The sequence below is a fragment of the Rhizobium sp. CG4 genome, assembly GCF_023701965.1.
Taxonomy (GTDB): Bacteria; Pseudomonadota; Alphaproteobacteria; order Rhizobiales; family Rhizobiaceae; genus Agrobacterium.
This window is the reverse complement of sequence record NZ_JABAEG010000008.1, coordinates 284,966-309,917: the sequence shown is the minus strand read 5'-3', so window position 1 is coordinate 309,917 and position 24,952 is coordinate 284,966. Positions and strand designations below refer to the sequence as shown.

21 protein-coding genes are annotated in these 24,952 nt (G+C 54.8%); 9 read left to right on the top strand and 12 right to left on the bottom strand.

Going from position 1 to position 24,952, the window contains the following annotated elements; all coding sequences use genetic code 11:
• The 3 genes from HGO37_RS21405 to HGO37_RS21395 form a co-directional block, all read right to left on the bottom strand.
• Window positions 1–604: BapA/Bap/LapF family prefix-like domain-containing protein (locus tag HGO37_RS21405; protein WP_250985115.1), on the bottom strand; the 604-nt coding region annotated here is incomplete at its 3' end.
• A gap of 574 nt (window positions 605–1,178) precedes the next feature.
• Window positions 1,179–2,618 carry a TolC family outer membrane protein gene (locus HGO37_RS21400; protein ID WP_250985114.1) on the bottom strand — a complete coding sequence of 480 codons (1,440 nt, stop codon included), beginning with the start codon at window positions 2,616–2,618 and terminating at the stop codon, window positions 1,179–1,181.
• Between the two features lie 241 nt (window positions 2,619–2,859).
• A complete protein-coding gene (locus tag HGO37_RS21395) occupies window positions 2,860–3,891 on the bottom strand; it encodes a D-alanyl-D-alanine carboxypeptidase family protein (protein ID WP_250985113.1) in 1,032 nt (343 codons plus the stop codon).
• 295 nt (window positions 3,892–4,186) lie between these two features.
• On the opposite strand from HGO37_RS21395, the gene HGO37_RS21390 reads away from it, so the two are divergent.
• The 4 genes from HGO37_RS21390 (at window position 4,187) to HGO37_RS21375 (ending at window position 9,151) form a co-directional block, all read left to right on the top strand.
• The gene (locus HGO37_RS21390) at window positions 4,187–6,358 is read left to right on the top strand and encodes an inverse autotransporter beta domain-containing protein (RefSeq protein WP_250985112.1); all 2,172 of its coding nucleotides are present in this window, start codon (window positions 4,187–4,189) and stop codon (window positions 6,356–6,358) included.
• 275 nt (window positions 6,359–6,633) lie between these two features.
• Window positions 6,634–6,831 (top strand): hypothetical protein, encoded by a 198-nt coding sequence (locus HGO37_RS21385; protein WP_250985111.1) that lies wholly within the window; start codon window positions 6,634–6,636, stop codon window positions 6,829–6,831.
• Window positions 6,828–8,405, top strand: coding sequence for a TerC family protein (locus HGO37_RS21380; protein ID WP_250985110.1), 1,578 nt, complete (start codon window positions 6,828–6,830; stop codon window positions 8,403–8,405). The genes HGO37_RS21385 and HGO37_RS21380 overlap by 4 nt, the downstream gene beginning before the upstream one ends.
• A 113-nt stretch (window positions 8,406–8,518) precedes the next feature.
• Window positions 8,519–9,151: a hypothetical protein gene (locus HGO37_RS21375; RefSeq protein ID WP_250985109.1), complete on the top strand. Its 633-nt coding sequence runs from the start codon at window positions 8,519–8,521 to the stop codon at window positions 9,149–9,151.
• Between the two features lie 36 nt (window positions 9,152–9,187).
• Here the strand turns inward: HGO37_RS21375 and purU are convergent, their stop codons facing one another.
• The 5 genes from purU to HGO37_RS21350 form a co-directional block, all read right to left on the bottom strand.
• On the bottom strand, window positions 9,188–10,069 hold the full coding sequence (gene purU / locus HGO37_RS21370; RefSeq protein ID WP_250985108.1) for a formyltetrahydrofolate deformylase: 882 nt from the start codon (window positions 10,067–10,069) through the stop codon (window positions 9,188–9,190).
• 81 nt (window positions 10,070–10,150) lie between these two features.
• Entirely contained in the window at window positions 10,151–10,705 is a 555-nt protein-coding gene (gene soxG / locus HGO37_RS21365) for a sarcosine oxidase subunit gamma family protein (protein WP_250985107.1), read from the bottom strand.
• 13 nt (window positions 10,706–10,718) lie between these two features.
• Window positions 10,719–13,709 carry a sarcosine oxidase subunit alpha gene (locus HGO37_RS21360; RefSeq protein WP_250985106.1) on the bottom strand — a complete coding sequence of 997 codons (2,991 nt, stop codon included), beginning with the start codon at window positions 13,707–13,709 and terminating at the stop codon, window positions 10,719–10,721.
• On the bottom strand, window positions 13,706–14,038 hold the full coding sequence (locus HGO37_RS21355; protein WP_250985105.1) for a sarcosine oxidase subunit delta: 333 nt from the start codon (window positions 14,036–14,038) through the stop codon (window positions 13,706–13,708). The genes HGO37_RS21360 and HGO37_RS21355 overlap by 4 nt, the downstream gene beginning before the upstream one ends.
• 12 nt (window positions 14,039–14,050) lie before the next feature.
• Entirely contained in the window at window positions 14,051–15,304 is a 1,254-nt protein-coding gene (locus HGO37_RS21350) for a sarcosine oxidase subunit beta family protein (protein WP_250985104.1), read from the bottom strand.
• A gap of 85 nt (window positions 15,305–15,389) precedes the next feature.
• Here HGO37_RS21350 and HGO37_RS21345 point away from each other — a divergent pair, with 85 nt between their 5' ends.
• On the top strand, window positions 15,390–16,436 hold the full coding sequence (locus HGO37_RS21345; RefSeq protein WP_250985103.1) for a GlxA family transcriptional regulator: 1,047 nt from the start codon (window positions 15,390–15,392) through the stop codon (window positions 16,434–16,436).
• A gap of 93 nt (window positions 16,437–16,529) precedes the next feature.
• Here the strand turns inward: HGO37_RS21345 and HGO37_RS21340 are convergent, their stop codons facing one another.
• A complete protein-coding gene (locus HGO37_RS21340; protein ID WP_250985102.1) occupies window positions 16,530–16,757 on the bottom strand; it encodes a hypothetical protein in 228 nt (75 codons plus the stop codon).
• 430 nt (window positions 16,758–17,187) lie between these two features.
• Between HGO37_RS21340 and HGO37_RS21335 the strand changes: the two genes are divergently transcribed.
• Both HGO37_RS21335 and HGO37_RS21330 read left to right on the top strand, forming a co-directional pair.
• Window positions 17,188–17,919, top strand: a complete 732-nt coding sequence (locus HGO37_RS21335) for a carboxylesterase family protein (RefSeq protein WP_250985101.1) — start codon at window positions 17,188–17,190, stop codon at window positions 17,917–17,919.
• Between the two features lie 232 nt (window positions 17,920–18,151).
• On the top strand, window positions 18,152–19,033 hold the full coding sequence (locus HGO37_RS21330; RefSeq protein ID WP_250985100.1) for a DMT family transporter: 882 nt from the start codon (window positions 18,152–18,154) through the stop codon (window positions 19,031–19,033).
• A gap of 67 nt (window positions 19,034–19,100) precedes the next feature.
• Here HGO37_RS21330 and HGO37_RS21325 read toward each other — a convergent pair whose 3' ends face one another.
• Window positions 19,101–20,105: an inorganic phosphate transporter gene (locus HGO37_RS21325; protein ID WP_192488926.1), complete on the bottom strand. Its 1,005-nt coding sequence runs from the start codon at window positions 20,103–20,105 to the stop codon at window positions 19,101–19,103.
• Complete coding sequence (locus HGO37_RS21320) at window positions 20,105–20,749, bottom strand: DUF47 domain-containing protein (RefSeq protein WP_192488927.1); 645 nt, start codon at window positions 20,747–20,749, stop codon at window positions 20,105–20,107. The genes HGO37_RS21325 and HGO37_RS21320 overlap by 1 nt, the downstream gene beginning before the upstream one ends.
• A 108-nt stretch (window positions 20,750–20,857) precedes the next feature.
• Between HGO37_RS21320 and HGO37_RS21315 the strand changes: the two genes are divergently transcribed.
• Together HGO37_RS21315 and HGO37_RS21310 are read left to right on the top strand one after the other, a co-directional pair.
• Window positions 20,858–21,373, top strand: a complete 516-nt coding sequence (locus tag HGO37_RS21315) for an NUDIX hydrolase (protein WP_192488928.1) — start codon at window positions 20,858–20,860, stop codon at window positions 21,371–21,373.
• Between the two features lie 186 nt (window positions 21,374–21,559).
• On the top strand, window positions 21,560–23,824 hold the full coding sequence (locus HGO37_RS21310) for a methyl-accepting chemotaxis protein (RefSeq protein ID WP_250985099.1): 2,265 nt from the start codon (window positions 21,560–21,562) through the stop codon (window positions 23,822–23,824).
• A gap of 109 nt (window positions 23,825–23,933) precedes the next feature.
• On the opposite strand, the gene HGO37_RS21305 is transcribed toward HGO37_RS21310, so the two are convergent.
• A complete protein-coding gene (locus tag HGO37_RS21305) occupies window positions 23,934–24,830 on the bottom strand; it encodes a DMT family transporter (protein WP_250985098.1) in 897 nt (298 codons plus the stop codon).
• Window positions 24,831–24,952: the final 122 nt, after the last annotated feature.

Here is a 24,952-nt window from a genome sequence, read left to right as displayed (position 1 = left end):
CATCGGCATCGGCGTCAGCGTCGGCATCGGCGTCAGCATCGGCATCGGCGTCAGCGTCGGCATCGGCGTCAGCATCGGCATCGGCGTCAGCGTCGGCATCGGCGTCAGCATCGGCATCGGCGTCAGCGTCGGCATCGGCGTCAGCATCGGCATCGGCGTCAGCATCGGCATCAGCGTCACTGTCGTCTCCAGAGGATCCGCCACCAAGAGCGAGAGCCGCTCCGCCGGCCAGCAGGCCGAGTGCCGCCAGACCAAGAATAGAACCATCGCCTGTTGTGGCACCGACCAGCTGGTCTACACCTTCAATTTGCGAGAACTGGAAATCCGCCAAGCCATCGCCATGTTCGCCAAGCCAGAGATTTCCGTTTTCGTCTTCCAGCACCAGCTGGCTGTGTTCGCCGTCAACCTCATGATAGAAGTTGCCTATCCGGATCGTCTCACCTGATCGCATGCGCATCAGCAGATCGTCGCCATCACGAACGAAATTGGCAACGTCATTGGGCGACGCATTAATCTGTACGATACTGGGTCTATCTACATTCAGGTCATAGAGTGACACCGATCGAGAACTTCCCTCTGACTTATCTGTGACTATCGCAACCATGAAATTGTTCTCCTGCAACGCGGCAACAAGCGGTGACAGAAATTCACTGCCACTCGGAACACCAAGCAACTTTCAAGAAACCGGATTTTTGCGAACGGCGAACCGCCGCGAGGTGTAGAGCTGAACCATCAGCTCTGATTTTTGGCCTTAAGGAAATTTACCTCTGAAGGGCCTCTCCCATTCTCATAATTGCATAGAAGCTGGGCGTTGCAAGAAAAACAACCAGCAATAGTATTAGTAAAGTCTACTTTAGTTAATTCTTCGAAAACAAACGGTAATTTCCCAGAACAAAAAGCAGGGAATTAATGTGCGGCGCTCAGAACCACCTGTGCCGTTACGGAGGTGGTCTCCAGTAAAAAATCTGCTTTATTTTTGTTCTCTAGCGATCATTCGTACCGCTTGTAGACAGTACCGTTCCGATTTGTGCCACGCCAGCGGGCGGTAAAATCTCAATTAGAAGAACCGGCAAAGGTTCAGGAACCTACTCACACAACATGAAAAGACTGGAATATTTTCAATAAAATGACAAAAATCAATTATTTATCGGCCTCAAGATGGTTGTGTTGGCAACCACCTACAATGGCACGCCTTGAACGGTTTGACCTTCAAGCCCAAAAGCCTTGCGTATTTGTCCCGCACTGAACGTACAGTCAATATTCAACCGATGCAGATCATATTTAATATTGCTGATGTCAAACCTCGCCGCATGCAACTCCTGATCAGCATTGAGCAAATCCAGCAGGCTTCTGGTGCCTAGTTCAATATATTGCGTCTGGTAGAGATCGCGGGTCTGCCGCATGGTGGTTTGGCGGACGGAAAGAGAGCGATACAGGCTTTCCTTGCTCGATATCTGGCTGCTGGCCTCCGTGAGGTTCCGCAAGATATCGACCCGCGCGCGTGCTTCTGCCGCCTGCGATGCACCAAGCGCCTGCGTTGCCATGTTACGCCGGGCACTTGTTGCGCCGCCATTGTAGAGGCTGCCGGTTACCCGCAAGCCAACGCTATAGTCCGGTTTGTGAGAACCAATATCCGTGGGATCGACACCGATGCCTGCATCAAGCGACAGGGTTGGAAGCCCTTCGGCCCTGGCAAGATCAACCTGCGCTGCGGCAGCCTTGCGGTCCGCATCTGCCTGCATGACTGCCGGTACCTGCGACCAGTCCAGATTTGTCGAGCCACAGGCTTTCGCCAGCCAGACTGGCATCGCGTCAGAAACATCAATCCGTCCGGCAATACCGCTCAGATTCGAAAGCACCGCTTGCCAGCGGGCCAGTTCCCCCTCGATCTCCAGTAATGTGGCTTCAGCAGCCTGGACACGTGCCTCCGCCTGAAGCAGGTCGGAACGGGTGCTTGCACCCTTGTCTGTCCGGGAACTGACCAATTCCAGAATTGCTTTGGTATCCTTGATCTGGTCACGCGCCACAACGCGCAGAGCACGATTGCGCTGAATTTCAATCACCGCATATGACGTCTCTCGCGCGAGGTCATCAACTGCCATCAAAACCTGCGACTTGCGGCCAGAAATACCGGCCGTGGCAATCTTCACCTTGTTGTCGACCTTGCCAAAGTCATACAGCATTTGCGAGACATTGAGGTTAAGGTCCGGGCTGTAACGATCCGATCGATTGGTATTGTAGGCCGAATCCACACCCCAGCTGACATTAGGCAGATAGCCTGAACGCGCTTCGTTAACGGACTCTGTTTGTTGGCGCAGGCGGCCCACCGTCTCCGTGACTGCGGGGTGCCAATCAACGGCTTTTCGTACCGCCGTTTCAAGCGACAAAGGCCCCTTGTGTTCGGCCTTTTCAAAATTGGCCGGCTTGATTGAGCCGGTTATCGGCCCAGTGACGCCTGGCAGATCATCACCCTGCGATGTGCGCGCCTGAGCACCAGCATCTCCCGTACTTGCCGTGTTGACCTGTTGTTTCTGGATACGGGCACCGTTTGCGCAACCGGTCGCCAAAACACAAACGGCAATAGTGCAAAAAAGCGCGGGAAGCCAGTGAGACTGCATACAACGTTCCACCTTCAAACGAGAAGAATGAGCAACTTGCCAGTACGCAGAACAAAGAAATGGCCTGTGATACGCCGATACAACCCGGCTTTATAAGCCAAAGCTAAATGAGCATGGTTAATGGTAAGTTAATTGAAATTCGTGCACCGCAGCAATGCAGGGTAGAGCCAATAGTTATCGTAGTAGGCTTAAGCTGCTTCAATCGGTCTGCCACGGCGGCAGACCGAGCTTCATGTCATCATTAAAGATTCGCCGGACGCGGTGTCGGCACTGGTACATTCAGCACATTTTCGCTCGCCCACGTCCGGATAGCGTGCGGACGACCTGGCATTTCACTCTCTAGATAGCTGGCATGGCCCGGCAGTCCCATCGGGTACAAAGCCTCACGGCTGTTCTCATAAGCAACGCTCTGGTTTGTGCAAAGGCGAACACGCATATCCTCAGGCGCGACATCATGCCTGTTACGGATATCATCCACACGGCCTGCATTTGCAGTAAGACGTCCGTCAAATGCCTGCGTCAGATACTGCGCTGAACGCTCATTGCGTTCGCGTTCAGTGGTTGCACCGAGAACAACCACCATCACCTGTTTGCCGTTACGCTCGGTAAGCCCGACGTAGTTTCTGCCAGAGGCACACAGGAAACCGGTCTTCATGCCAACCGTGCCGCTGAAGCGGGTCAGCAACAAATTATTGGACTTAATTTCCTTACCATCGATGGTGACCGCCGTTGCTTCAAAGAAATGGCGATACTGCGGAAACAGCCTGTCTATTTCCATTCCAAGGATCGCAAGATCACGGGCCGTGGAATAATTCTGTCGGCTGAAGAGACCGTTTGGGCTGGCAAAATGCGTGCCGGTCATACCAAGCGAAGCCGCCCTTTCATTCATGCGCGCAACGAATGCTTGCTCACTGGCAGCCACGGTTTCCGCAAGGGCAACGGCCACATCATTGGCGGACGCTGTGATTGTCGCGTAAAGGGCATCTTCAAGCGTCATGGTACGCCCAAAGGTCAGCCCCGATTCCAGAAACGCCTGCTTCGTTGCATTGCGCGTCATCACGACTGGCGTCGTCAGGGTCACTGTATTTGCACGAAGAGCCTCGAAAGTCAGCAGGGCCGTCATCAACTTGGTTGTGGAAGCAGGATACCACGGCACGCCTGCATCTTCCTGATAAAGCACGCCACGACTTGCAACATCAACAACAAGCACAGGCGTCGCATTTGCAGCTGAACTCGCCAGGAAAGAAGCGCTGAGCAACACGCTTGTCAGCATTTTTCCCGTGAGACGCTTTAGCGTCGTCCCCAGGTTTGCGAATGAACCTCGTTTTGGACAAGAAGAATGAGTGCGCTCTAAGAATGACATGCGGCATATGCTTTGGTTTGTGAACAGTCCCTTGGGTATAGGGCGGATCGGGCATGTTTGTCGATGCTGTCTTGCAATAAGCTCTGTTCAATAGCCGCATATGTGAACAGTACATGTGTCGCGAATTACTTTTCTTGACTCAAATTATCATGTATTATAGAGCCATCTCCTGAAGCCGTTATCGGCTTTTTGCATGGGGGATTTTATGACATTTTTGAGAGTTTTAACCGCGCCAGTGGTGGCAGCGGCAGTCTTTGCTGTGCCTGCAAATGCCCAGCAACTGAAGGCTTTCACTGAATTTGAAGGACACTGGCAAAGTCAGGAGGCCACGGCAAACGTTGGGCTGATGTTGCCGTTCATGCTGGATAACAGCACTACACTGTTTTTCGATATCGGAGCCGCCATCCAGGAAGGTGATGTGCAAAAAGGCTCATTCGGCGGCGGCTATCGATTTTCGGCTGGCAGCTGGGTCGGTGGCCTTTATGGTTATTACGATTATCTCAACAGCGGACTGGACAACAGTTTCCACCAGATGTCCTTCGGTGTTGAGGCAATCGGCCAGATTTATGAAACAAGGGCCAACATCTACCTGCCGATTGGTGCGGGCAAGTCCGTCGATGGCGCAGGCGCCGGGGTGATTGATGGTGGAACCTTGAAATTCCGCGAAGGCATGGAAAGGGCAAGACCAGGCATCGATACCGAAATCGGCATCAAGGTTCCCGGAATATCGTCCACTGGCAACGCGGAACTCAAGCTGTTTGCCGGTAGCTACTGGTATGGCGGCAAGAACATGGACAACATGTTCGGCGCAAAATTGCGAGCAGAGCTGGCCTTTGCAAATCTTCCGGTGTTACCCGCAGGATCGACTGCGCATATCGCGCTGACAGGAACCTATGATAATGAGGACCGATTTGACGGCGCCCTGATGGCACGTCTCAGAATACCGTTCGGTGTTACGGAGACAGAAAACGCTGAGCCCTTTGATCCGTGGACGCAACGCGTCGAGCGTAATTCTGCAATTCGCACACATGTTGGGGCAACAGGCGATCTCGAAGATGCTATTATCGACCTGAATGGCCAGATGGCTGGACAGGTTGTCTCTATTTCATCGGCAAGCGGCAACACATCGGCCATAAATGCGCGTATCGCATCGGCGGGCACTGGCGCCGTGATCCTGGTCGATGGCAGCATCGGGCTCGACCAATCCTTATTGCTAGCAAGCGGACAGACGCTGCTTGGCGGCGGTGGCAATCTGGCACTGCGCGGTGCCTCAAGTGGCGCCAGGGGAAGTTATGTCAACCGGAATGCTACCGGCGTGTTGACGGGTTATGACCCGTCTCAAGACGTCATCACCATGGCGTCGAACAGTGTTGTATCCTCGCTTTCGATCTCTGGCGGGTTGGCGGGTATCGGTAGTACCGGTACATCCAACCTGTTCATTGACGGCATTGATGTAACCAACACTGCACATGACGGCATTCGATTGACGCAGGTGGATGGAGCAGTCATCCAGAATAGCCGTATCCACGATCTGTTCATTTGCGAAAACAATACTGCGTGTGAATTTGCCGTCGGAAATCCGAATGTCGCGCCTTATGCAGCTATCAGCGCGCACGGCACCCGAAACCTCACGGTCAAGGACACGACAATCGACAGCGTAACATACGGTATCTTTGCAGGCAGTGCGATCGATGACAGTGGATGGCCACCCGTGGTCACGGATCTGGCCAGCAACATCAGCCTCGACAATGTGACGATTTCCCGCTCCCGTCGTGAAGGTATTCTTCTCGTTGCTGCAGACACCGTCAGCATGAATGAGGTTACGATCGATAACTCGCAGCAAGGCCGCGACATGGACCTGGTTGTTCTGCAGGGGACTTCTAATGTGACGATAACGGACATGACACTGAAGGGAGGCGTCAACGGTCTGATGTTGATTTCCGCCAGTACGTTGCCTGATGAAGCAAAGACAACCAATGTGCGTGTGAACGGACTGTCGATCGAAGACACCAACAATGCCGGGATATTCTTCAATCCAGTGACCGACATCAGCCTCAGCAATGTGACCATCAAGAATGCCGGTGCTTATGGCATGTTCCTGTATGGCGATGAATGGGGTTTCCTGGGCGGCCCCATCAAAGACATCAGTTTCGACAATGTCGTCATCGATGACACGACGCTGGCAGGGCTTTATTTCATGGGGCCAAGTGAAAACCTCACAGGTAACATTCGCGTTATCAATACGCCACGCGATTGCAAATCCGACGCGTCGTGGATGGGCGGCCTGAGCGGCTCGATTTCGCAGGATCCGGGTTCCGTGCTGCTGCTTAACGGCACGGCGATCGACAGCACGAATTTCGATGGACGTTGCGGTTAAACCAACACAATCGGCTGAAAAACATCGAGGATCGGGCTATCCGGTCCTCGAACCAGCGGTTTTCAACATCAATTCCCTTGCTCTGATCAAAACGGGCCTTGGTGCCAATCAGCATCTTTTCCCCCGGCGTAGATCGGTGCCTTGTCATCCCTCTCACCGGCCAGAACGCAGCCACAAGTTTTATGCCTACCCGGCGGGAACGCCAAAAATTGCAAATTGGCTCTAGCTTTGGAGCGTGGGCTTGTTATACCTCTCTGCCCCAGAGGAAACCGAAAATGCCAGACGAAGCCGAAGACGGCGACAGTACTGACGGATACCGAATGACCGCGACCCGCTTCGACGCGGCGTCGCTTTTTCATGAAATCAAAGCTTTTACATCAACCGCGCCGGCAACGGGGCGGCTTTACGCGTTTCCTAATTTCAACAACAGAAGGATTGGCCTCACCCTGACGGGCGGTCTCTACAATATATGATTTTCGAATGGATGTCCGACCCGGCCGCTTGGGCGGGTCTTGCCACCCTTATCGTTCTCGAAATTGTTCTCGGTATCGACAATCTTGTCTTCATTGCCATTCTGGCGGACAAGCTCCCGGAACACCAACGCGAAAAGGCCCGCCTGATTGGCCTTAGTCTGGCGCTGGTCATGCGCCTCATCCTGCTCGCTTCGATCGCGTGGATCGTTACCCTAACCGCCCCATTGTTTACCGTTGCAGGCATGGAGATATCCGGTCGTGACCTGATCCTTATTGTTGGTGGCGTCTTCCTGTTGTTCAAGGGAACGATGGAACTGCACGAACGGCTAGAAGGACATACCGAACACAAGGAAGGCAAGATCCACCACGCCATTTTCTGGCAGGTTCTTGTCCAGATCGTTGTGCTTGATGCAGTCTTCTCGCTCGACAGCGTCATCACCGCCGTTGGCATGGTGAAAGAACTGTCGGTCATGATGATCGGTGTTATCGTGGCAATGGCCGTCATGATGATGGCATCCAAGCCACTAATGGCATTTGTGTCCAAACATCCAACCGTCGTCATCCTTTGCCTTGGCTTCCTGATGATGATCGGTTTCTCGCTGGTCGTTGAAGGTCTCGGCTTCCATATTCCGAAGGGTTACCTCTATGCCGCTATCGGTTTCTCTATCCTGATCGAAGCGTTCAACCAAGTCGGTCGACGCAATCGCGAACGGTTCATGAGCACGGGTGACCTGAGAGAGCGTACGGCCAATGCGGTTCTGTCGCTACTTGGCAGCCGCAAGAGCGAGACGTCGCTTGGCGAAGCAGGCGACGTGATTGCCGACCGGGCAACGGAGAACGAACTCTTCACCCCGGTCGAGCATGACATGATCGAAAGTGTGCTGGCGCTCGCCGACCGTCCGGCAAAATCCATCATGACCCCACGCCGTGATGTCGAGTGGCTTGATATTGACGACAGCGAAGACGAACTGAGAAAGCAGATCATCGAGACGGGCCATTCCCGTTTCCCGATCGGTCGTGGCAGCCTGGATGACTTCGTCGGCGTCGCGTTCGCGAAGGACTTGCTCCGCGACCTCCTGGAAACCGGTAAGATCGATTTCGATCGTTCCCTGCGCCAGCCTCTTGTCGTGCATGAAAGCGTCAGCGCCCTGCGCCTTCTGGAGCAGCTTCGCCAGTCGCCTCTTCAGGTCGCTATTGTCCTTGATGAATATGGTTCGATGGAAGGCATGGTCACACCAACCGACTTGCTGGAAGCCATTGCCGGCGAGTTCCTGGATGATGACGAGCCGTTCACTCTCGAGCGCGAGGCAGATGATGCCCTGCTGGTCGATGGCCGTACCGACATTCGTCACGTGTCAAAGATCGTTGATGCCGATCTGGTGGATGATGCCGACCGTTACTCCACGTTGGCAGGCCTCATCCTGTGGCGTCTTGGCCATCTTCCGCGTCAGGGTGAAACGGTCGTATTTAAAGGTCTAGTCTTCGAAGTGGTCGCGCTTGATGGCCGCAACATCAACAAGGTGAGAATTAAAAAACACCTCACAGAGCTGGAAATAACCTCTCTCGAGGCGTGACTTCGGTCCGTCACTTACAATACGTGCCCCGGCAGTCGTACCGCGAGACTGCCGGGGCGCCAACGACCTGTAGGCGTTGACTTTGCAAGGTCCGACCTCCATCTTTAACTGACATGCCGAAGAAAAAGCCGACAGAAAATGATGGCCCTGAGCTGGTCAAAACGTGGGAGTTGCCAACCTCGGCAACGCTCGGATCGGCTGTACGCGCCAAAGGCATTCTGCAGGAAGTTCAGGCACGGCTTCCGATGTCCATTCGCAAGTCGATCGACCTTGAGGTCGGCATACTCACGCTGGCACTACCGGAAACGTCGAGAACAACTTTTCGTGCCGCATCAGCAACGGTTTCCGAAGTGCTCGCCAATATTGCCAGCCTGCCGGTAATACCCCGGGAAATCGAAGACATCCTGACCATCTCGACAACGGAACGCCATAGGTGGCTGAATGATGGCCGATTGCCCAGTGCCGGAACGCGCACGGTGAAACTGCGAGGACGTGCGAAAAAGATCACCTTCCATGTCTTCGAGCCGAAGGTTGTCGAAGATCTGCTGGACCGTGGAACGGTCGATGAATGGCGTGAAGAAGATGCCGCCGCCAAGCTGGAAAACAGACGGCGAGCAGCCTATCAGGCCAAACTCACACGCTCGTTGAAAAAGGCCAGCAAGGACAAAACAAAAGCAAAACCCAAATCCGATGAGACCAATCTGTCAGGATGGGAAGATTTCGACCGCGACGGATTTTTACGCTAATTTTTGAGCGGCAAGTAGTGAGATGCCTTGCTAGCACTATCCCATACGTTCAGAAACATATTCGCCCGGCGATGCTGGAAATACCACGGTCTTGTTTCCATTCAGGAAGACCCGGTGATGAATATGGGCATGTATGGCGCGGGCCAGCACTTGGCTCTCCACGTCACGGCCAAGACTGACATAGTCCATCGCACTTTGTGCATGGGTTACGCGCGTGGTGTCCTGCTCAATGATCGGCCCTTCATCGAGATCTGCGGTGACGTAATGCGCCGTCGCACCAATCAGCCGCACACCTCGCTCATAGGCCTGTTTGTAAGGGTTGGCCCCTTTGAAGGATGGCAGGAAAGAGTGGTGAATATTGATGATCCGGCCAGACATTTCCTGACACAGTTGGTCCGACAGAACCTGCATGTAGCGAGCCAGCACAACAAGTTCCGCATTGGTATCATGGACAACCTGCAGGATCGCCGCTTCGGCCTCGGGCTTGGTCTCCGGCGTGACGCGGATGTGGTAAAAAGGAATGTCATCATTTACCACCTGCTTTTGATAGTCGAGATGATTGGAAATCACCGCAACGATCTCCACCGGCAGCGCCCCTATACGAGAACGGTACAGAAGATCATTCAGGCAATGGCCAAAGCGCGACACCATGATCACCACCTTGGCTTTGCGGGACTGGTCGTGGAACTCGTATCCCATGTCAAAATCTTTTGCGATGGATGCAAAGCCCTCAGCCAGGGCGTCCCGGTCCGCGCCCTTCTCCGAAACAAAACTTAACCGCATGAAAAAGCGGTCATTTTCCTGATCGGTGAATTGTGAACTGTCGTTGATGTTGCATCCGCAGTCGGCCAGATAACCGGACACGGCGGCAACGATACCGCTTCGTGCGGGGCACGAGACTTTCATGATGTATGCCATTCTACCCTGCTCTCCTGCTCAACCCTATCACCAGGGTAAAATCCGCTTTCACAGTGTTCTATTTCGCTGCTGCACGATATTTTAGACGATTTCTGCAGCAAGTTCCTTGCAGCCGGTTTCGAGCAGATGGCCAAGATGCGGCGCAAAACTGTTCCAGATATCCATGCGGAACCGATCTGCCGCATCACGCCGCAGCACCACGGTTACACCGTCGAAATTTGTACGACGCGCCTCACCAACAGGAATGGTATCGATGTCGCGGGCGCAGCCAAGCGTCAGCAGTTCGGCGGCCTGTGGCCCCTCGATCACCACTGTCACTTCGCGGCCGGAGATATCGACAAGACTATGCGGATGAGCCGCATAGATGTTTGCACAGGCAGCAACCAGACCCGCAACGTCATCCACCGGGCAATGGATCGTCCACTCATCCGGACCGAGGTGAACCACCTCGACTGCGCCTGAGGAAACACGCGCACCGATCCTGTTTGGCAAAACAAGACCAAGAGTATTGTTCAGCGGTGACAGGTCACCACGCGCCCGCAGCGACAAGCGCCCATTGGCCGAGGAAAGGCTGACCCGCGCAGCCTTGCTTTCGGCCAGCGTACCTGAGGTGGGAAAAGAAACGCGCATATTCATGGTCATCTCCAGATCAGATCTTCAGGCGGGAGTTTTCGGGATCGACAAACACCATGCCGGTAATTTTTGCGGCAATGGCGCGGTCCGGCATCGGGATGTAGACCGTCTCACCGGCCCTCTCATGACCACCCTCCACCAGAGCCAGTGCAATTGGCTGGCCAACCGCGTCCGAGTGGTAAGCGGAGGTCACGTGACCCACCATTTTCATCGGGATCGGCTGGTTTGGATCAAAGACGATCTGGGCACCCTCTTCCAACTTCGAGCGGTCTTCGGTCAGAAGGCCGACAAGGTGTTTGCGCCCCTTGGCAGTGAGGTCAGGGCGTGCAAGGCCACGTTTGCCAACGAAGTCAGGTTTGTTCTTGCCAACTGCCCAGCCCATCGCCGCGTCATAAGGCGTGACCGTGCCGTCGGTGTCCTGACCAACAATGATGTAACCCTTCTCGGCGCGCAGCACGTGCATGGTTTCCGTGCCATAGGCGGTGATCCCATATTGCTGGCCGGCCTCCCAGAGGATGTCCCACAGCTTGCGACCAAGCGGCGCCGGAACATTGACCTCAAAACCGATCTCACCAGTAAAGCTGACCCGGAACAGCCGTGCCGGCATTCCGGCCACCGTGCACTCCACACAGGACATGTGCGGGAAAGCCTCTTCCGTCAGCTCGACACCCTCGACCAGCGGTGCAAGCAGCTTCGCCGCATTCGGACCGTTCAGGGCGATGGTCGACCACTGTTCGGTAGTGGAGGTCAGCCAGACATTAAGGTCAGGCCATTCGGTCTGGAGGTAATCCTCCATCATGTTCAGAACCCGCGCCGCACCGCCGGTGGTGGTGGTCACGTGGAAACGATCCTCCGTCATGCGGCCGATAACACCGTCGTCGCGGATAAATCCATCATCGCCGAGCAGCAGACCGTAACGGCAACGACCTGGTGCCAGTTTGGTCCACGGATTGGTGTACATGCGGTTCATGAACTCGACGGCATCGGGGCCGACGACTTCGATCTTACCAAGTGTCGAGGCATCGAAGATACCGACGCTGTCGCGCACCGCACGGCATTCGCGGCCAACCGCTGCATCCATGTCTTCGCCGGGTTTTGGGAAATACCAGGCGCGGCGCCATTGGCCGACAGGCTCATAGGCGGCGCCGTGCTCTTCGGCCCAGCCATCAATCTGTGTCTTGCGTGTTACCTCAAAATGTCCGCCACGGTGATACCCTGCAAAGGCGCCAAAGGTCGTCGGCGTGTAAGGCGGACGGAATGTGGTCAGACCGACTTCCGGCTGGCGTTTGCCCAGCGCTTCGGCCGCAATATTCAGGCCGTTGATGTTGGACATCTTGCCCTGATCGGTCGCCATGCCATTGGTGGTGTAACGTTTGACATGTTCGATCGAGCGCATGCCTTCACGAACCGCCAGTCGCAAGTCCTTGGCAGTCACGTCGTTCTGGTAGTCGACAAAGGCTTTTGCCTTGCCGGGATGACGGTCGCTTGGCAGTTCTGTATGCGAGACGCCTGTGCCTACCCGGTCATGATCCACCAGATAGCCGGAGGTACCACTTATCTTGCCAAGCGCTTCTGCAACTTCACGGCCTCGTTCCGCACCGTCCTTCAGCGCAGCTTCAATGCCCCAAAGCCCCCGCCCTGCACCGGCAATCAAGCAATCTTCATTGGTTACAGCTGGCAGGAAAGTCGTGCGTTCATCATCCCAGGCTATCTTGCCTTGAGTGTGGGAAAAGAGATGCAAGGAAGGGGTCCATCCACCCGACATCAGCACCGCATCGCACGCGATAGACTGGCCGGCGCCCACAATAGAACCATTGACCGGGTTCGCGCGAACCGAACTGACACGCAGCCGTCCCGACGTCGCCGTCACCGTATGCGACAATCGAACCGGGATGCCGAGTGCCCGGGCTTCATTCACCAGTTCTGGCCGTACATCAGGCCGTGTATCGATGATTGCCTGAACGCGAGCACCAGCACCATGAAGATCAAAAGCGGCATACCACGCACTGTCATGGCTGGTGACCACCACTGGCCTGTTGCCGACCTTAACGCCGTAACGGTTGAGATAGGTCTGGGCAGAACCAGCCAGCATTACCCCCGGACGATCATTGCCATGAAACACCAATGGCTTTTCCAGCGCACCCTGCGCCAGCACCACCTGGCGCGCCCGTACCCGCCACAGGCGTTCACGCGGCACATCCTGCGGCAGGGTTTGAAGGTGGTCGGTTAGCTTTTCGCATAGACCGATCATGTTCTGGTGATAATAGGCAATGGCTGTTGTCCGGGTCATGACCCTGACGCCCAAATCCTTCAATGCCTTCAGCTCATTGGCTAACCAGTTCCATGCAGGTTGGCCATTGATTTGTGCCTGCGGCTCAGACAGCAAGGTACCGCCAGCCTCGGCATTTTCATCAACGACAACGACTTTCAGACCATCAACGGCGGCAGCGCGTGCAGCAGCCAGACCGGCTGGACCAGCACCGACGATCAGCACATCGCAGTGAAGGTTGCGCGAGGCATAATGGTCGGGGTCTTCTTCAGCCGGGGAAACACCAAGTCCGGCCGCGGCCCGGATGAAAGGTTCATAGAACTTGTTCCAGAAGCTCTTCGGCCACATGAAGGTCTTGTAGTAGAAGCCGGCCGAAAACAGCATATAGGCCATGTCGTTGATGGCGCCGACGTCAAACTTCAGGCTTGGATATTTGTTTTGGGATGTGGTCTCCAGACCGTTCCAGATTTCCTGCACGGTGGCGCGGGTATTTGGCTCGAACCGTCCTGCACCCCGTCGTGTACCGATCAGCGCGTTCGGCTCTTCCGATCCGGCAGCGACCGGACCACGTGGCCGGTGATATTTGAAGGAGCGGCCCATCAGGTGCACGCCATTGGCAAGCAGTGCTGACGCAACCGTGTCACCCTTGGCGCCGCGATAGGTCTTGCCGTCAAAGGTAAAGCTTACAGGGTTGCTTGTATCGACCCGGCCACGACCGGAAACGCGGTATGAGTTCATTTCGACACCTCGGAGCGGACTGGCGAGCCGACAGGAACACCCGGCAAAGAAGCAAGATCAGGGCGTGGCTCACCTGCACGGTAGGTGGTCAGGAAGCGGTCGCTGACCGTGTCGCGCACAGCATTGAAGAAGCGGCCACAGCCATGCAGATGCCGCCATCTTTCAAAATGCGGGCCTTTGGTGTTTTCACGGATGAACAGAAACTCTTCCCACTGCTCGTCCGTCTGTGACGAGGGATTAGCTGGGCGAATGACATGGGCCTGACCGGCATAGGTGAATTCAGCTTCCGGCAGTGTTTCCTGGCAATAGGGGCAATTGATCAGCAACATATCTTAAGCTCCTCAGTGAGCCACAGCCGCGGCAGCGGCCTCGTCGATCAGGCGACCCGAGCGGAAACGCTCCAGCGTGAAAGGTGCGTTGATCGGATGCAGTTCGTTTTTCGCAATGGTCCAAGCAAAGGTATGGGCAGCACCCGGGGTTGCCTTGAACCCGCCGGTGCCCCAGCCGCAATTGACGTAGAGACCGTCAACCGGTGTTTTGCCAAGAATGGCCGAGCGGTCCGGTGTCACATCGACAATGCCGCCCCATTTGCGCAACATCCGCATGCGATTGAAAATCGGGAAGATTTCCGTAATCGCTGCAATCGTGTGTTCGATCAGCGGCAAACCGCCCCGCTGCGAGTAGGATGTATACTGGTCGGTACCCGAACCGATCACCAGTTCACCCTTATCGGACTGGCTGATATAGGCGTGAACGGCATTCGACATCACGACGCAAGGGAAAATCGGCTTGATCGGCTCAGAGACCAGTGCCTGCAACGGATAACTTTCCAGCGGTAGGCGAACGCCTGCGGTTTCCATGACAACCGATGTATGGCCTGCGGCAGAAACTGCGACCTTCTTGGCCTTGATGAAACCTTTAGCTGTCTCCACACCGGCAACGGAACCGTCGGCATTACGGCGAATGGCCGTAACCGGGCAGTTCTGGATGAGGTCGACACCACGTGCTGCTGCACCACGGGCATAACCCCAGGCGACCGCATCATGACGTGCCGTACCTGCACGCTCCTGTAACGCGCCGCCCACGACAGGATAACGAGCATTGGGCGAAATGCTCAGCGGAGGGCAATATTCCTTGCATTCCTCAGCGCTCAGCCAACGATTATCGACGCCGTTGAGACGGTTGGAATGAATATGACGCTTGAAGCTCTGCACATCATGCACCGTATGGGCCAGCATCAGAACACCGCGCCGCGAATACATGACGTTGTAGTTCAGTTCCTGACTGAGATTTTCCCACAGGTCGACGGCGTGGTCGTAAAGCCGCGCACTTTCATCATAGAGGTAATTTGAACGGATGATCGTGGTGTTGCGGCCGGTATTTCCACCGCCAAGCCAACCCTTGTCGATGACAGCGACATTGGTAATGCCGTGCTGACTTGCCAGATAGTAGGCGGCCCCCAGACCATGACCGCCAGCGCCGACGATGATCACGTCATATTCGGCCTTTGGCGCACTGTCGGGCCATTGCTCGTCCCAGTTCTTGTGGCCGGTAAGGGCGTTGCGCAACAGGTTAAAGGCATTAAAGCGCGTCATGAGCGGGCCTGCTGGTTGGAACATCTCGTGATGGAAAATCTACGGAGATTTATTTGGACCAAGCTGGACAATTGCGTCCCTTTGAATGAATATTTGCGCCATGACCCTACACCGCCCCAAGAAATGTCTCAGCGTCGCCTTCCTGCTTGCCGACCGATTTACGCTGTCAGCATTTGCAAATTTCGTGGATGTGTTGCGTTTGGCGGCCGATGAGGCAGACCGTTCCCGGCCTATATTGTGCGAATGGTCGGTGCTGTCGGCGAGCATGGACAGCGTGCGGTCAAGTTGCGGCGTAAAGGTGCAGCCCGATACCCGTCTCACCCAGGCGAAAGACTATGATTATATCGTCGTCGTGGGCGGGTTGATTGGTGACCAAAGTGCGTTGGATCCGGAAACGCTGCGTTTTCTCCAGTCGCGAGCAACAACCGGCCTCCCTGTTGTTGGTTTGTGTACTGGTGTCTTTATCTTGCATGAGGCAGGTCTACTGGATGGTTATCGCTGCTGTGTAAGCTGGTTTCACCATCAGGATTTTCTGGACCGCTTCGATACCGAACAACTGGTTGCAGATCAGATCTTTGTGGTGGATCGCAACCGCCTGACTTGTTCCGGCGGTCACAGTGCTGCGCATCTGGCAGCCTTTTTGGTCGAGCGGCATATCGGTCAGTCGGCGGCGATCAAAAGCCTCAACATCATGATGATCGACAACGCACTGAGCGGTGAAAAACCTCAACCTGGGCAACAAAGCTCAAGGCGGGCCAATGATCCGCTTGTCAAAAAGTCCATCCTTCGCATGCAGCAAAATATCGAGACCCCAAAGACAGTCGCGGAGATCGCCGAGGATCTGGGCGTTGGACGGCGTAGTCTGGAACGGCGGTTTTTGAGTGATCTGGGCGCTACGCCATCAAAGATTTATCTGGAAATTCGCCTTGAGAGAGCGCTCTCGTTGCTTCGCACCACAGAAGAAACCGTCACGCAAATTGCGCTGGCGAGTGGTTTTTGCGATGCCCCCCACCTGACCAGGCTTTTGCGGGCCGAACGTGGAATGAGCCCAAGCGAATTTAGAAAAACGCATCTGAGACTGGGCGCGCCGACCGGGGAGTTTGCCGTCGGCGTTTTGGTGCCGCAAACCTAACACTTACACATGTCCCGATAAGACAATTTCGATGTTCTGACTTGCGACACGACGTTTTACTCAGGACGGAGAAAACCGCCTGAAATAGATGCTTTAGTGGCGGGCTGTCATATCATTGAGAGCCTTATGGCGGGCCATGGCATCCTGCAGATCTGGCACAGTTCTGTGGCCTTCGCGGAAAAGATTAATGCAAATCTCAGCTGCAATGCTGACATCCGGATCATCTTTTTTCAGCGCGTGATGGCTGCGCCACTCATGTAAAGCAGTATCAATAATTTTTAGCTCAATAGGTCCAAAGGTGGTTTCAAAAAACGATGGCATTACAAATGTGACCTCCACAACGGAAAGCGATGTAGGAGTCAGGTTCGATAATTCAAGACAGCCGATGGCAAATGTATTCGCTTAAGTCCCAGCCAAATTATCAATAATGTCGGGAATAGTTGCGGCACGCCTGACAATTGCTATCCGGTCAAAACGCCGGGGAAGTCCATGTCGAGAGCGTGCCGCGCGATGTGTAAAAGAAAACGGCTGAAGCCTTATCAGGTTCCCAAATTGGCGCCTTGGACGCAAAATAGTGAAGAGTGGGCAACAACGATAATATGTGTTTCGCGCCCTTATCTGCAACTTCGCTACGCTTTGAGACGTTGGTGCCTCAAACTGTCATCACCCTTCATTGGCCATGAAACTTGCTTTGTCAGACGTGGGGCATGACCATGACGAACCCCGAAACCGTTAAAGAGGAGATACACGGATGAAAAAGGGATTTTTGTCTGCTGTTTTGTGCGCAGCACTGACAGCAAGCACGTTCGGAGCAGCACTGGCCGATCAGGTTGCCATGACATCAACGGCAACTATCAAGAATGACCTCAATTATCTGATTTACACGCCGGAGGGTTATGCAACCTCAAGCGAAACATATCCTCTCGTTGTCTGGCTTCACGGCGGCGACCAAGGCGGCGGCGATATTGAAAAAGTCAAATCGAGCGGGCTTCCGAAGCTGATCGCAGATGGCAAGCAGTTTCCATTTCTGGTTTTTTCACCTCAAAACCCGAGTGAGGAGCTGCTTTACCCTATCGAGAAAGTAAAATCAGCGCTTGATGAAGTTATTGCAAAACACCGTGTCGATCCATCCCGTATCTATGTTGTAGGGTATAGCCGTGGCGGCTTTGGAGCCTGGGCCTTGGCTGAGCAATATCCTGAAACCTTTGCTGCGTTTGCGCCGATAGCGGGCGGCGGCAATCGCCACTACCTCAACAGAACCAACGAAAAAGCGACATTCTGGGTCTTTCATGGCGCCAATGACGACGTGATCCCTTTGTCGGATTCCGTCATCCTGTATGAACGTCTCAAGATTTTGAAACGGGACGCCAAACTGACGGTGTTTGAAGGTGTCGATCACTCAGGCGTTGAGCTGGCTGCCTTGAACGATCCCGAACTATGGGACTGGCTTTTAAAACAACGGCTGCAAACCACCCCACAATAACCACTTTAAGCGCCCGGATCAGCCTTTGGTTGTCCGGGCGTTTCTGTGTCTGAATTGACGCCTGAAATCTGCACAAAATCAGCCTGCGTACCAACGGTATAGTATCAGGCAAAACCAAAACTCCTCTTCTTGCAGGGTACCAACGTCTGCCATCATAATTTTCAAGCAATGTCTTGTTTTCGGGTATAGAAGATATGCTTTCCACCACGAGAACAGGCTCAAGGCAGCAGAAATGAACAGTAAAGCATCGGGCTACGTCTACGTATTGCTCGCCGTCACGATATTCGCCGGTCAGGATGCTTTTTCGAAGCTGCTTGGAGAAAAATACCCGCCAATTATGGTGACCATGATCCGGTTCTGGGCATTCGCCGTTTTTGTGACAATTCTGGCGGCCGCTGCACCTGGTGGCCTGCGGGCATCGCTCACCACCAAACGGCCGTTTCTGCAGATCATCCGTGGTTTGCTGCTGGTTAGCGAAGTGGTTGTTGTTGTTATTGCCTTTACGACTGCAGGCCTCGCCATGAGCCAGGCAATCATGCAGTCCACTCCCCTCATCGTCACGGTTCTGTCCATTCCGCTGCTTGGTGAGCAGGTTGGCTGGAAAAGAGGTTTGGCCGTTCTTGTCGGTCTGATCGGAGTTCTCGTTATCCTCAACCCTGTGAATGTCGATTTTGACGTTCGACTGCTCATTCCGCTCGGCGCCAGCCTGATGTACGCACTCTACAACGTCGCAACCCGTGCCGTCGGGCATCACGACAGCGCCACCACGAGCGTTTTTTATGCGGGCATTGTGGGCGCAATCGCGGCCTCCATCATTGGTCCCTTCTACTGGACACCCATTGCCCCAAGCGACTGGCTGCCGATGGCAGCTCTCTGCATCTGCGGTGCGATAAGCCACTATTTTCTGATCAAGGCATATTCACTGCTGACAGCGGTCGAGGTGCAGCCCCTGACTTATTTCCAGCTGGTGCTCAGCGTCGCAGTTGCAACCCTGTTCTTCGGTGAAACCATCACATTGAACATGGTGTTTGGCGCATTGATTGTGGTGGGAGCCGGCCTGTTCACGGTCTGGCGAGAATATCGCCGCTCCAAGGTCATCACGGAGATCATCTGAACCATCACGTCAGATGAGCCGCTGACAAGAGGAAACTCCGGCTAACAATCAAGCCGGAGCCATTATTTTATCCAAACAGCGAAACCAGCTTGAAGGTCGCGTAGGAAATCAGCGCCGCTGCTGGCATAGTAACAATCCAGGCAATGACGATATTGCCCGCCAATCCCCAGCGCACCGCCGACATACGACGGGCTGCACCAACACCGATGATAGCGCCAGTGATCGTGTGGGTGGTCGAAACTGGAATGCCGAGCCACGTCGCGGCAAACAGCGTCAATGCGCCTCCGGTTTCGGCGCAGAAACCCTGCATTGGGTTAAGACGAGTGATCTTCGATCCCATCGTGTGAACGATGCGCCAGCCACCAAACAATGTGCCGAGCGCCATCGCCGACTGGCAGGTAATCACGACCCAAAAAGGAACGTAAAACTCAGAGCCGAGATAGCCTTGGCTGAACAAAAGGACCGCGATGATACCCATGGTCTTTTGAGCATCGTTACCGCCGTGACCGAGTGAATAAAGCGATGCCGAAATGAACTGCATGATACGGAAGGTACGATCAACCGCAAACGGCGTCTGGCGCACGAAGATCCAGGACACCGCCAGCACCAGAACCAGGGCCAGAAAGAAGCCGATTGCCGGCGACATAAAAATCGCGCCAGCGGTTTTCAGGAAGCCGCTCCAGACGATTGAGGAAACGCCGACCTTGGCAATGCCAGCACCGATCAAGCCACCGACCAGAGCGTGCGACGAGCTGGATGGAATGCCGAAAATCCAGGTAATGATGTTCCAGACGATCGCCCCGATCAATGCGGCGAAGATCACCGCAGGCGACACGATACCGGGGTCGATGATACCGGTTCCAAGTGTTTCAGCCACATGCAGGCCAAAGAACAGAAAGGCAATGAAGTTGAAAAATGCAGCCCAGGCTACCGCATATTGCGGGCGCAAAACGCGCGTCGAGACGATCGTTGCGATTGAATTGGCCGCGTCATGCAGCCCGTTGAGAAAGTCGAAAAACAGCGCGATGCCGATCAGGGCCGCCAAAAGCGGAAAAGCGAGTGTCGCGTCCATCAGACGTTCTCAATCACAATGCCGCTGACTTCATTGGCGACATCTTCGAACCTGTCGACAACCTTTTCCAGTTCGCCATAGATTTCGCTGCCAATCATGTAGGCCATCGCGTTGCCAGTCGCGCCGTGGCGCAGGAACAGGTCTTTCAGACCCTGATCGTGCAGGTCATCCGAACGACCTTCGACACGGGTAACGTCCTCGGCAATTGCGCTGAGGCGCTGGGCATTGGCGCCAACCTTGTCGAGAAGTGGAATGGCCGCTGCGACAAGATGTGCAGCTCGCACGATCTCTTCACCCATCTGGCGCATCAGCGGATCGAAGCTTCTCTGCTCAAACAGGCGGATGGTCTTTACCGTTTTGTGCATCATGTCGATCGCGTCATCCATCGACTGGATGAGATCCTTAATGTCACCACGGTCAAAGGGTGTGATGAAGCTGCGACGAACCGCAAGGAGAACGTCACGGGTGATATTGTCGGCGCGATCTTCAAGCTCAACGATACGTTCGCAATTGGCTTCAAGGTCTATGCCATTCAGAAGATTCCGCAAGGCTTCTGCAGCCTCCACGACCGTTCGCGCATGTTCATTGAACATATCGAAGAACTTGTCTTCGCGCGGCATCATTTTCCGGAAGATACTCATCATGACTTCTATTCCTTGCCTTCAGGCTGATCGCTGTTGCGCTGTCATAAAACTGTCATAAATGCAACTGGACGATTGAAGCTTGGCTAAAAATCAGCGATTTATCTTTGGATGAAAGCCCCAAAACCGGACCGTAAGAGGTCGCCTCCCAAATCAAGCAGTTTGCTGCAACAATTAGCATCGATGCCGGACAAGCTGTTCACTGGCGGGTTTCGAACGCAATATGGCGCGTTGTGTTTTCGGCGGTTAGCCGAGCAAGATGACATTCAGATCCTGCTGGTCACAACGAGAGGCACGGGGCGATGGGTCATTCCCAAGGGCTGGCCGATGAAAAAGAAAAAGCCCTATCAGGCTGCAGAAATCGAGGCCTGGGAAGAAGCGGGCATTCGTGGCCGTGCCAGAAAGAAACCGGTTGGTCGATACACATACCTCAAATGGCTGGATGACGGCGATGTCGCACCCTGCGTGGTTGAGGTTTTTCAAGTCGAGGCCACCGATGCCGTCGCCGACTTCAAGGAACGAGGGCAGCGCGAGGTCGCATGGTTTTCTCCCGACGAAGCCGCGCGCCGTGTTCGTGAAGTAGAGCTCAAGTCGCTGCTGGTCGAATTTCGGCCAAAAGGAAAGTAACAGCGAAAGTGCAGGCAGACGCGGCTGAAATCGAAACTTAGCTGAGGAAGCAAAACACTCCCACACCTCCCCGAAATGCCAAGCGGCATCAAAAATAAATAGTAATAAATCATCACGATTTTTATTAAAAATTGAAGCTTTAGGCACATAGTCCCGAGAAGAGATATTTCGCGGAGGGGGACCGAAATGAATGCGAAAGCCGTAACAAAACCACTTTGGATCAAGATCACAGGCTACGGCTTTGCCGCTGTGCTTTTTGCCAGTGCTGCCATCGGTGGACTGGCCTGGTATCGTCAGGCGGATATGAATGACAAAGCGCTTGATAGCAAGGCAGCAAGTGATCTTCAGGTTATCCAGACCGATATGGCAGCCATTCAACGCTCTGCTTCGGCGATGGCTTTGGCCTTTGCGGGTGAACCTGATATTGCAGGCCTGGTTCAGGCAAATGACCGCCAGCAACTTCTGGACAAATTTTCCAAGAACATCAAAGAAATCGCACAGGTCGGCGGGTTGCAGAACTTTACCGTTGCCGACGCCAAGGGTAACGTCATTGCGCGTGCCCACGCGCCTGAAAAATTCGGTGACAACTATCTGAACCGCCGCAAGACGGTCGCCTCGACAATCTCGACCGGCAAGGTTTCCGCCGGTATCGAGCCCGGTCGTACCGGCATTGGCATTTATGCCGTTGCACCCGTTCTAGTGGACGGCAAGGTTGTCGGTGTCGTCGATATCGGAACCGAACTTTCCAACGCCTATTTCACACCGCTTGCCCAAAGACTGGGCGCAGAGATCGCCGTCAACGTCATGTCCGAAGGCAAGCTGGTCAACCAGTCATCGACCGAAGACGGTAAGACACTTCTGCCTATGGAAACGGTGCAGGCTGCTTTTGATGGTAAAGCCATCTTCGAACCGTTGGTGCTCGACGGTCGCGACATACTGGTCAAGGCAGTACCATTCAATTCCTTCTCTGGGGAAAAGATCGGCGTCTTTGAAATTGGCACCGATGCAACGGATATGCTGGCGCAGGCCCGCACCGCATTGTGGACCATGATCGGAGTGACCATTTTGACGTCGCTGCTTGCGCTTGCGGCGTTCTTTATGTTTGCAAAATCACTTGGTGATGCAATCGGTCGCCTGACTGGGACGATGTCACGTCTTGCGGCTGGCGATCTCTCGGTTACCATCGAAGGCGAAGGCCGCTCTGACGAGACCGGTGCCATGGCGCGCGCTGTTCAGGTCTTCAAGGACAATGCCCTCAAGACACAGGAACTTGAACGTCAGGCCGATGAGCAGCGCAATCTGACCGAAGAGCAGCGCCGCAAAAATGGCGAGGAAGAGCGTCAACGCGCCGAGGCCATGGCTGAAGCCACCAACGGCCTTGCTGCCGGTCTTAAACATCTGTCATCCGGCGACCTGACCTATCAGCTTGATCGTCCGTTTGCGGCAGACTTCGAAAACCTTCGTGCAGACTTCAACGCAACGGCCGAACAGCTGCGCAACACGCTTCAATCTGTTGCGCACTCGACCAGCTCTATCGATAGCGGCTCGCGCGAAATCAGCCAGAGTGCCGACGACCTGTCGAAGCGGACTGAACAGCAGGCGGCATCACTGGAAGAGACCGCAGCGGCGCTCGACCAAATCACGGTCAATGTCACCAACTCTTCCAAACGCGCCGAAGAGGCTCGTACGGTCGCGATCCAGGCAAACGAGAGCGCACGCCTTTCCGGGGCCGTTGTTGCCAACGCCGTACAGGCGATGGGACGGATCGAGGAGTCCTCCGGCCAGATTTCCAGTATCATCGGTGTGATCGATGAAATTGCCTTCCAGACCAACCTTCTCGCCCTGAATGCCGGCGTTGAAGCCGCTCGAGCAGGCGAGGCTGGCAAGGGCTTTGCGGTCGTTGCACAGGAAGTGCGGGAACTGGCCCAGCGCTCAGCGCAGGCTGCCAAGGAAATCAAGGAACTGATCAGCAAGTCGTCTGTCGAAGTTGGCAGCGGTGTCAAACTGGTCAGTGAGACCGGAGAAGCCCTTCGCACCATTGAATCCTACATCGTCACCATCAATCAGCATATGGATTCGATTGCGACATCGTCGCGCGAACAGTCTGTTGGACTGGCGGAAGTCAACACAGCCGTCAACCAAATGGACCAGGTAACGCAGCAGAACGCAGCAATGGTGGAAGAAGCCAATGCCGCCGGTGCTACGCTTGCCACCGAAGCCGGTCGTCTTCGCGAATTGATCAGCCAGTTCCAGCTTGGACATGGTGGCGTTGGCGGCACGAGCAACCAGACCGCAGCCCTTCGCAAGACGGCAGGCGTGATGGCTGCCTCGCCGCGTTCAACCCCTGCCCCCTCGCCTGCACGTGGTATGGTTGGCAAGATTGCCCAGGCCTTCAGTGGTCGTTCTGGTGCGGCAACGGCGGCAGCGACCGACAGCTGGGAAGAGTTCTGATCTGAAGGTTTAAAACGTTGAACAAGCAAAGGCGGGAATGGAGATCATTCCCGCCTTATTCATATCCGGACACCACGGGTATGCTGACCGCGAGATACGGGCTCTGCAATTAGACAGCTGCGCGGCCTTCTGCCAGACGAATGGACCGCCGCTCCCATGCGACAAGAACAAGGCTTGAGGCAACGATTACAAAGGCACCGACAAAAACATTGGTCGCGGGGATTTCGGCCCAGATCAGATAGCCGTACACGAAAGCCCAGATGAGACCGGTATACTCCACCGGCGCCAAGGCAGACGCCGGCGCATGGCGGAACCCTTCGTAAAGCAGGTACTGACCGATTGTCGCGACAAGACCCAGACCGATCATCAAGGACCAACCGAGCATGTCAGGAGTTTTCCAGATCCACGGGAATGTCACGGCGCAAGCAAGACCGAACAGCAGGCTTGTCGCCCACATCTGGGTGAGCGTCGTTTCCGTCTTGCTGACAAGGCGAATGAGAATGGTGCTGCAAGCCCAGAAAAAACCAGCAAGGATACACATCAGCGCCGGAATGACGTGGGGTGAATGGGTCGGATTTGCCGCGATCACCATGCCGGCAAACCCGCCAAAACAGGCAATCCAGCGACCAATACCTACCTTTTCCTTCAAGATCGGGATCGACAGGAACACAACCATGATTGGCGCGGAAAAATAGAGCGTCGTCAGCTCCGCCAACCCCATGACCTTGGCGGAATTATAAAAAAGCAACCAGGCAAACAACATCAAAGCCGCGCGAAGCACCAGCGTCCCACGATATTTACTCTTGAATATCGACGGGTGGCGAAATTGCGCTGCAAGCGTGCCGGTGATCAATACGATGACCAGACTTCGCATGAACAGGATTTGCGGCACTTCATAGGTATCCACCAGCCATTTAACCAGCGCGTCCTGTAAGGCAAAACAGGCGTAGCCGCCAGATGCAAGGGCAATTCCAAGAAGAGTTCTGCTGTCGGGAGCTGCGGTCATTATCTCAATGCTTTTACGATCGTGACGCTATCCGCCCGATGTTGTGGTACAAGGCGTTAGAGTGTGGCGCGCTTTGTTGCAACTGCAAAAGCAACTTGCAGGAGCCGGTGAGATTTGATTGT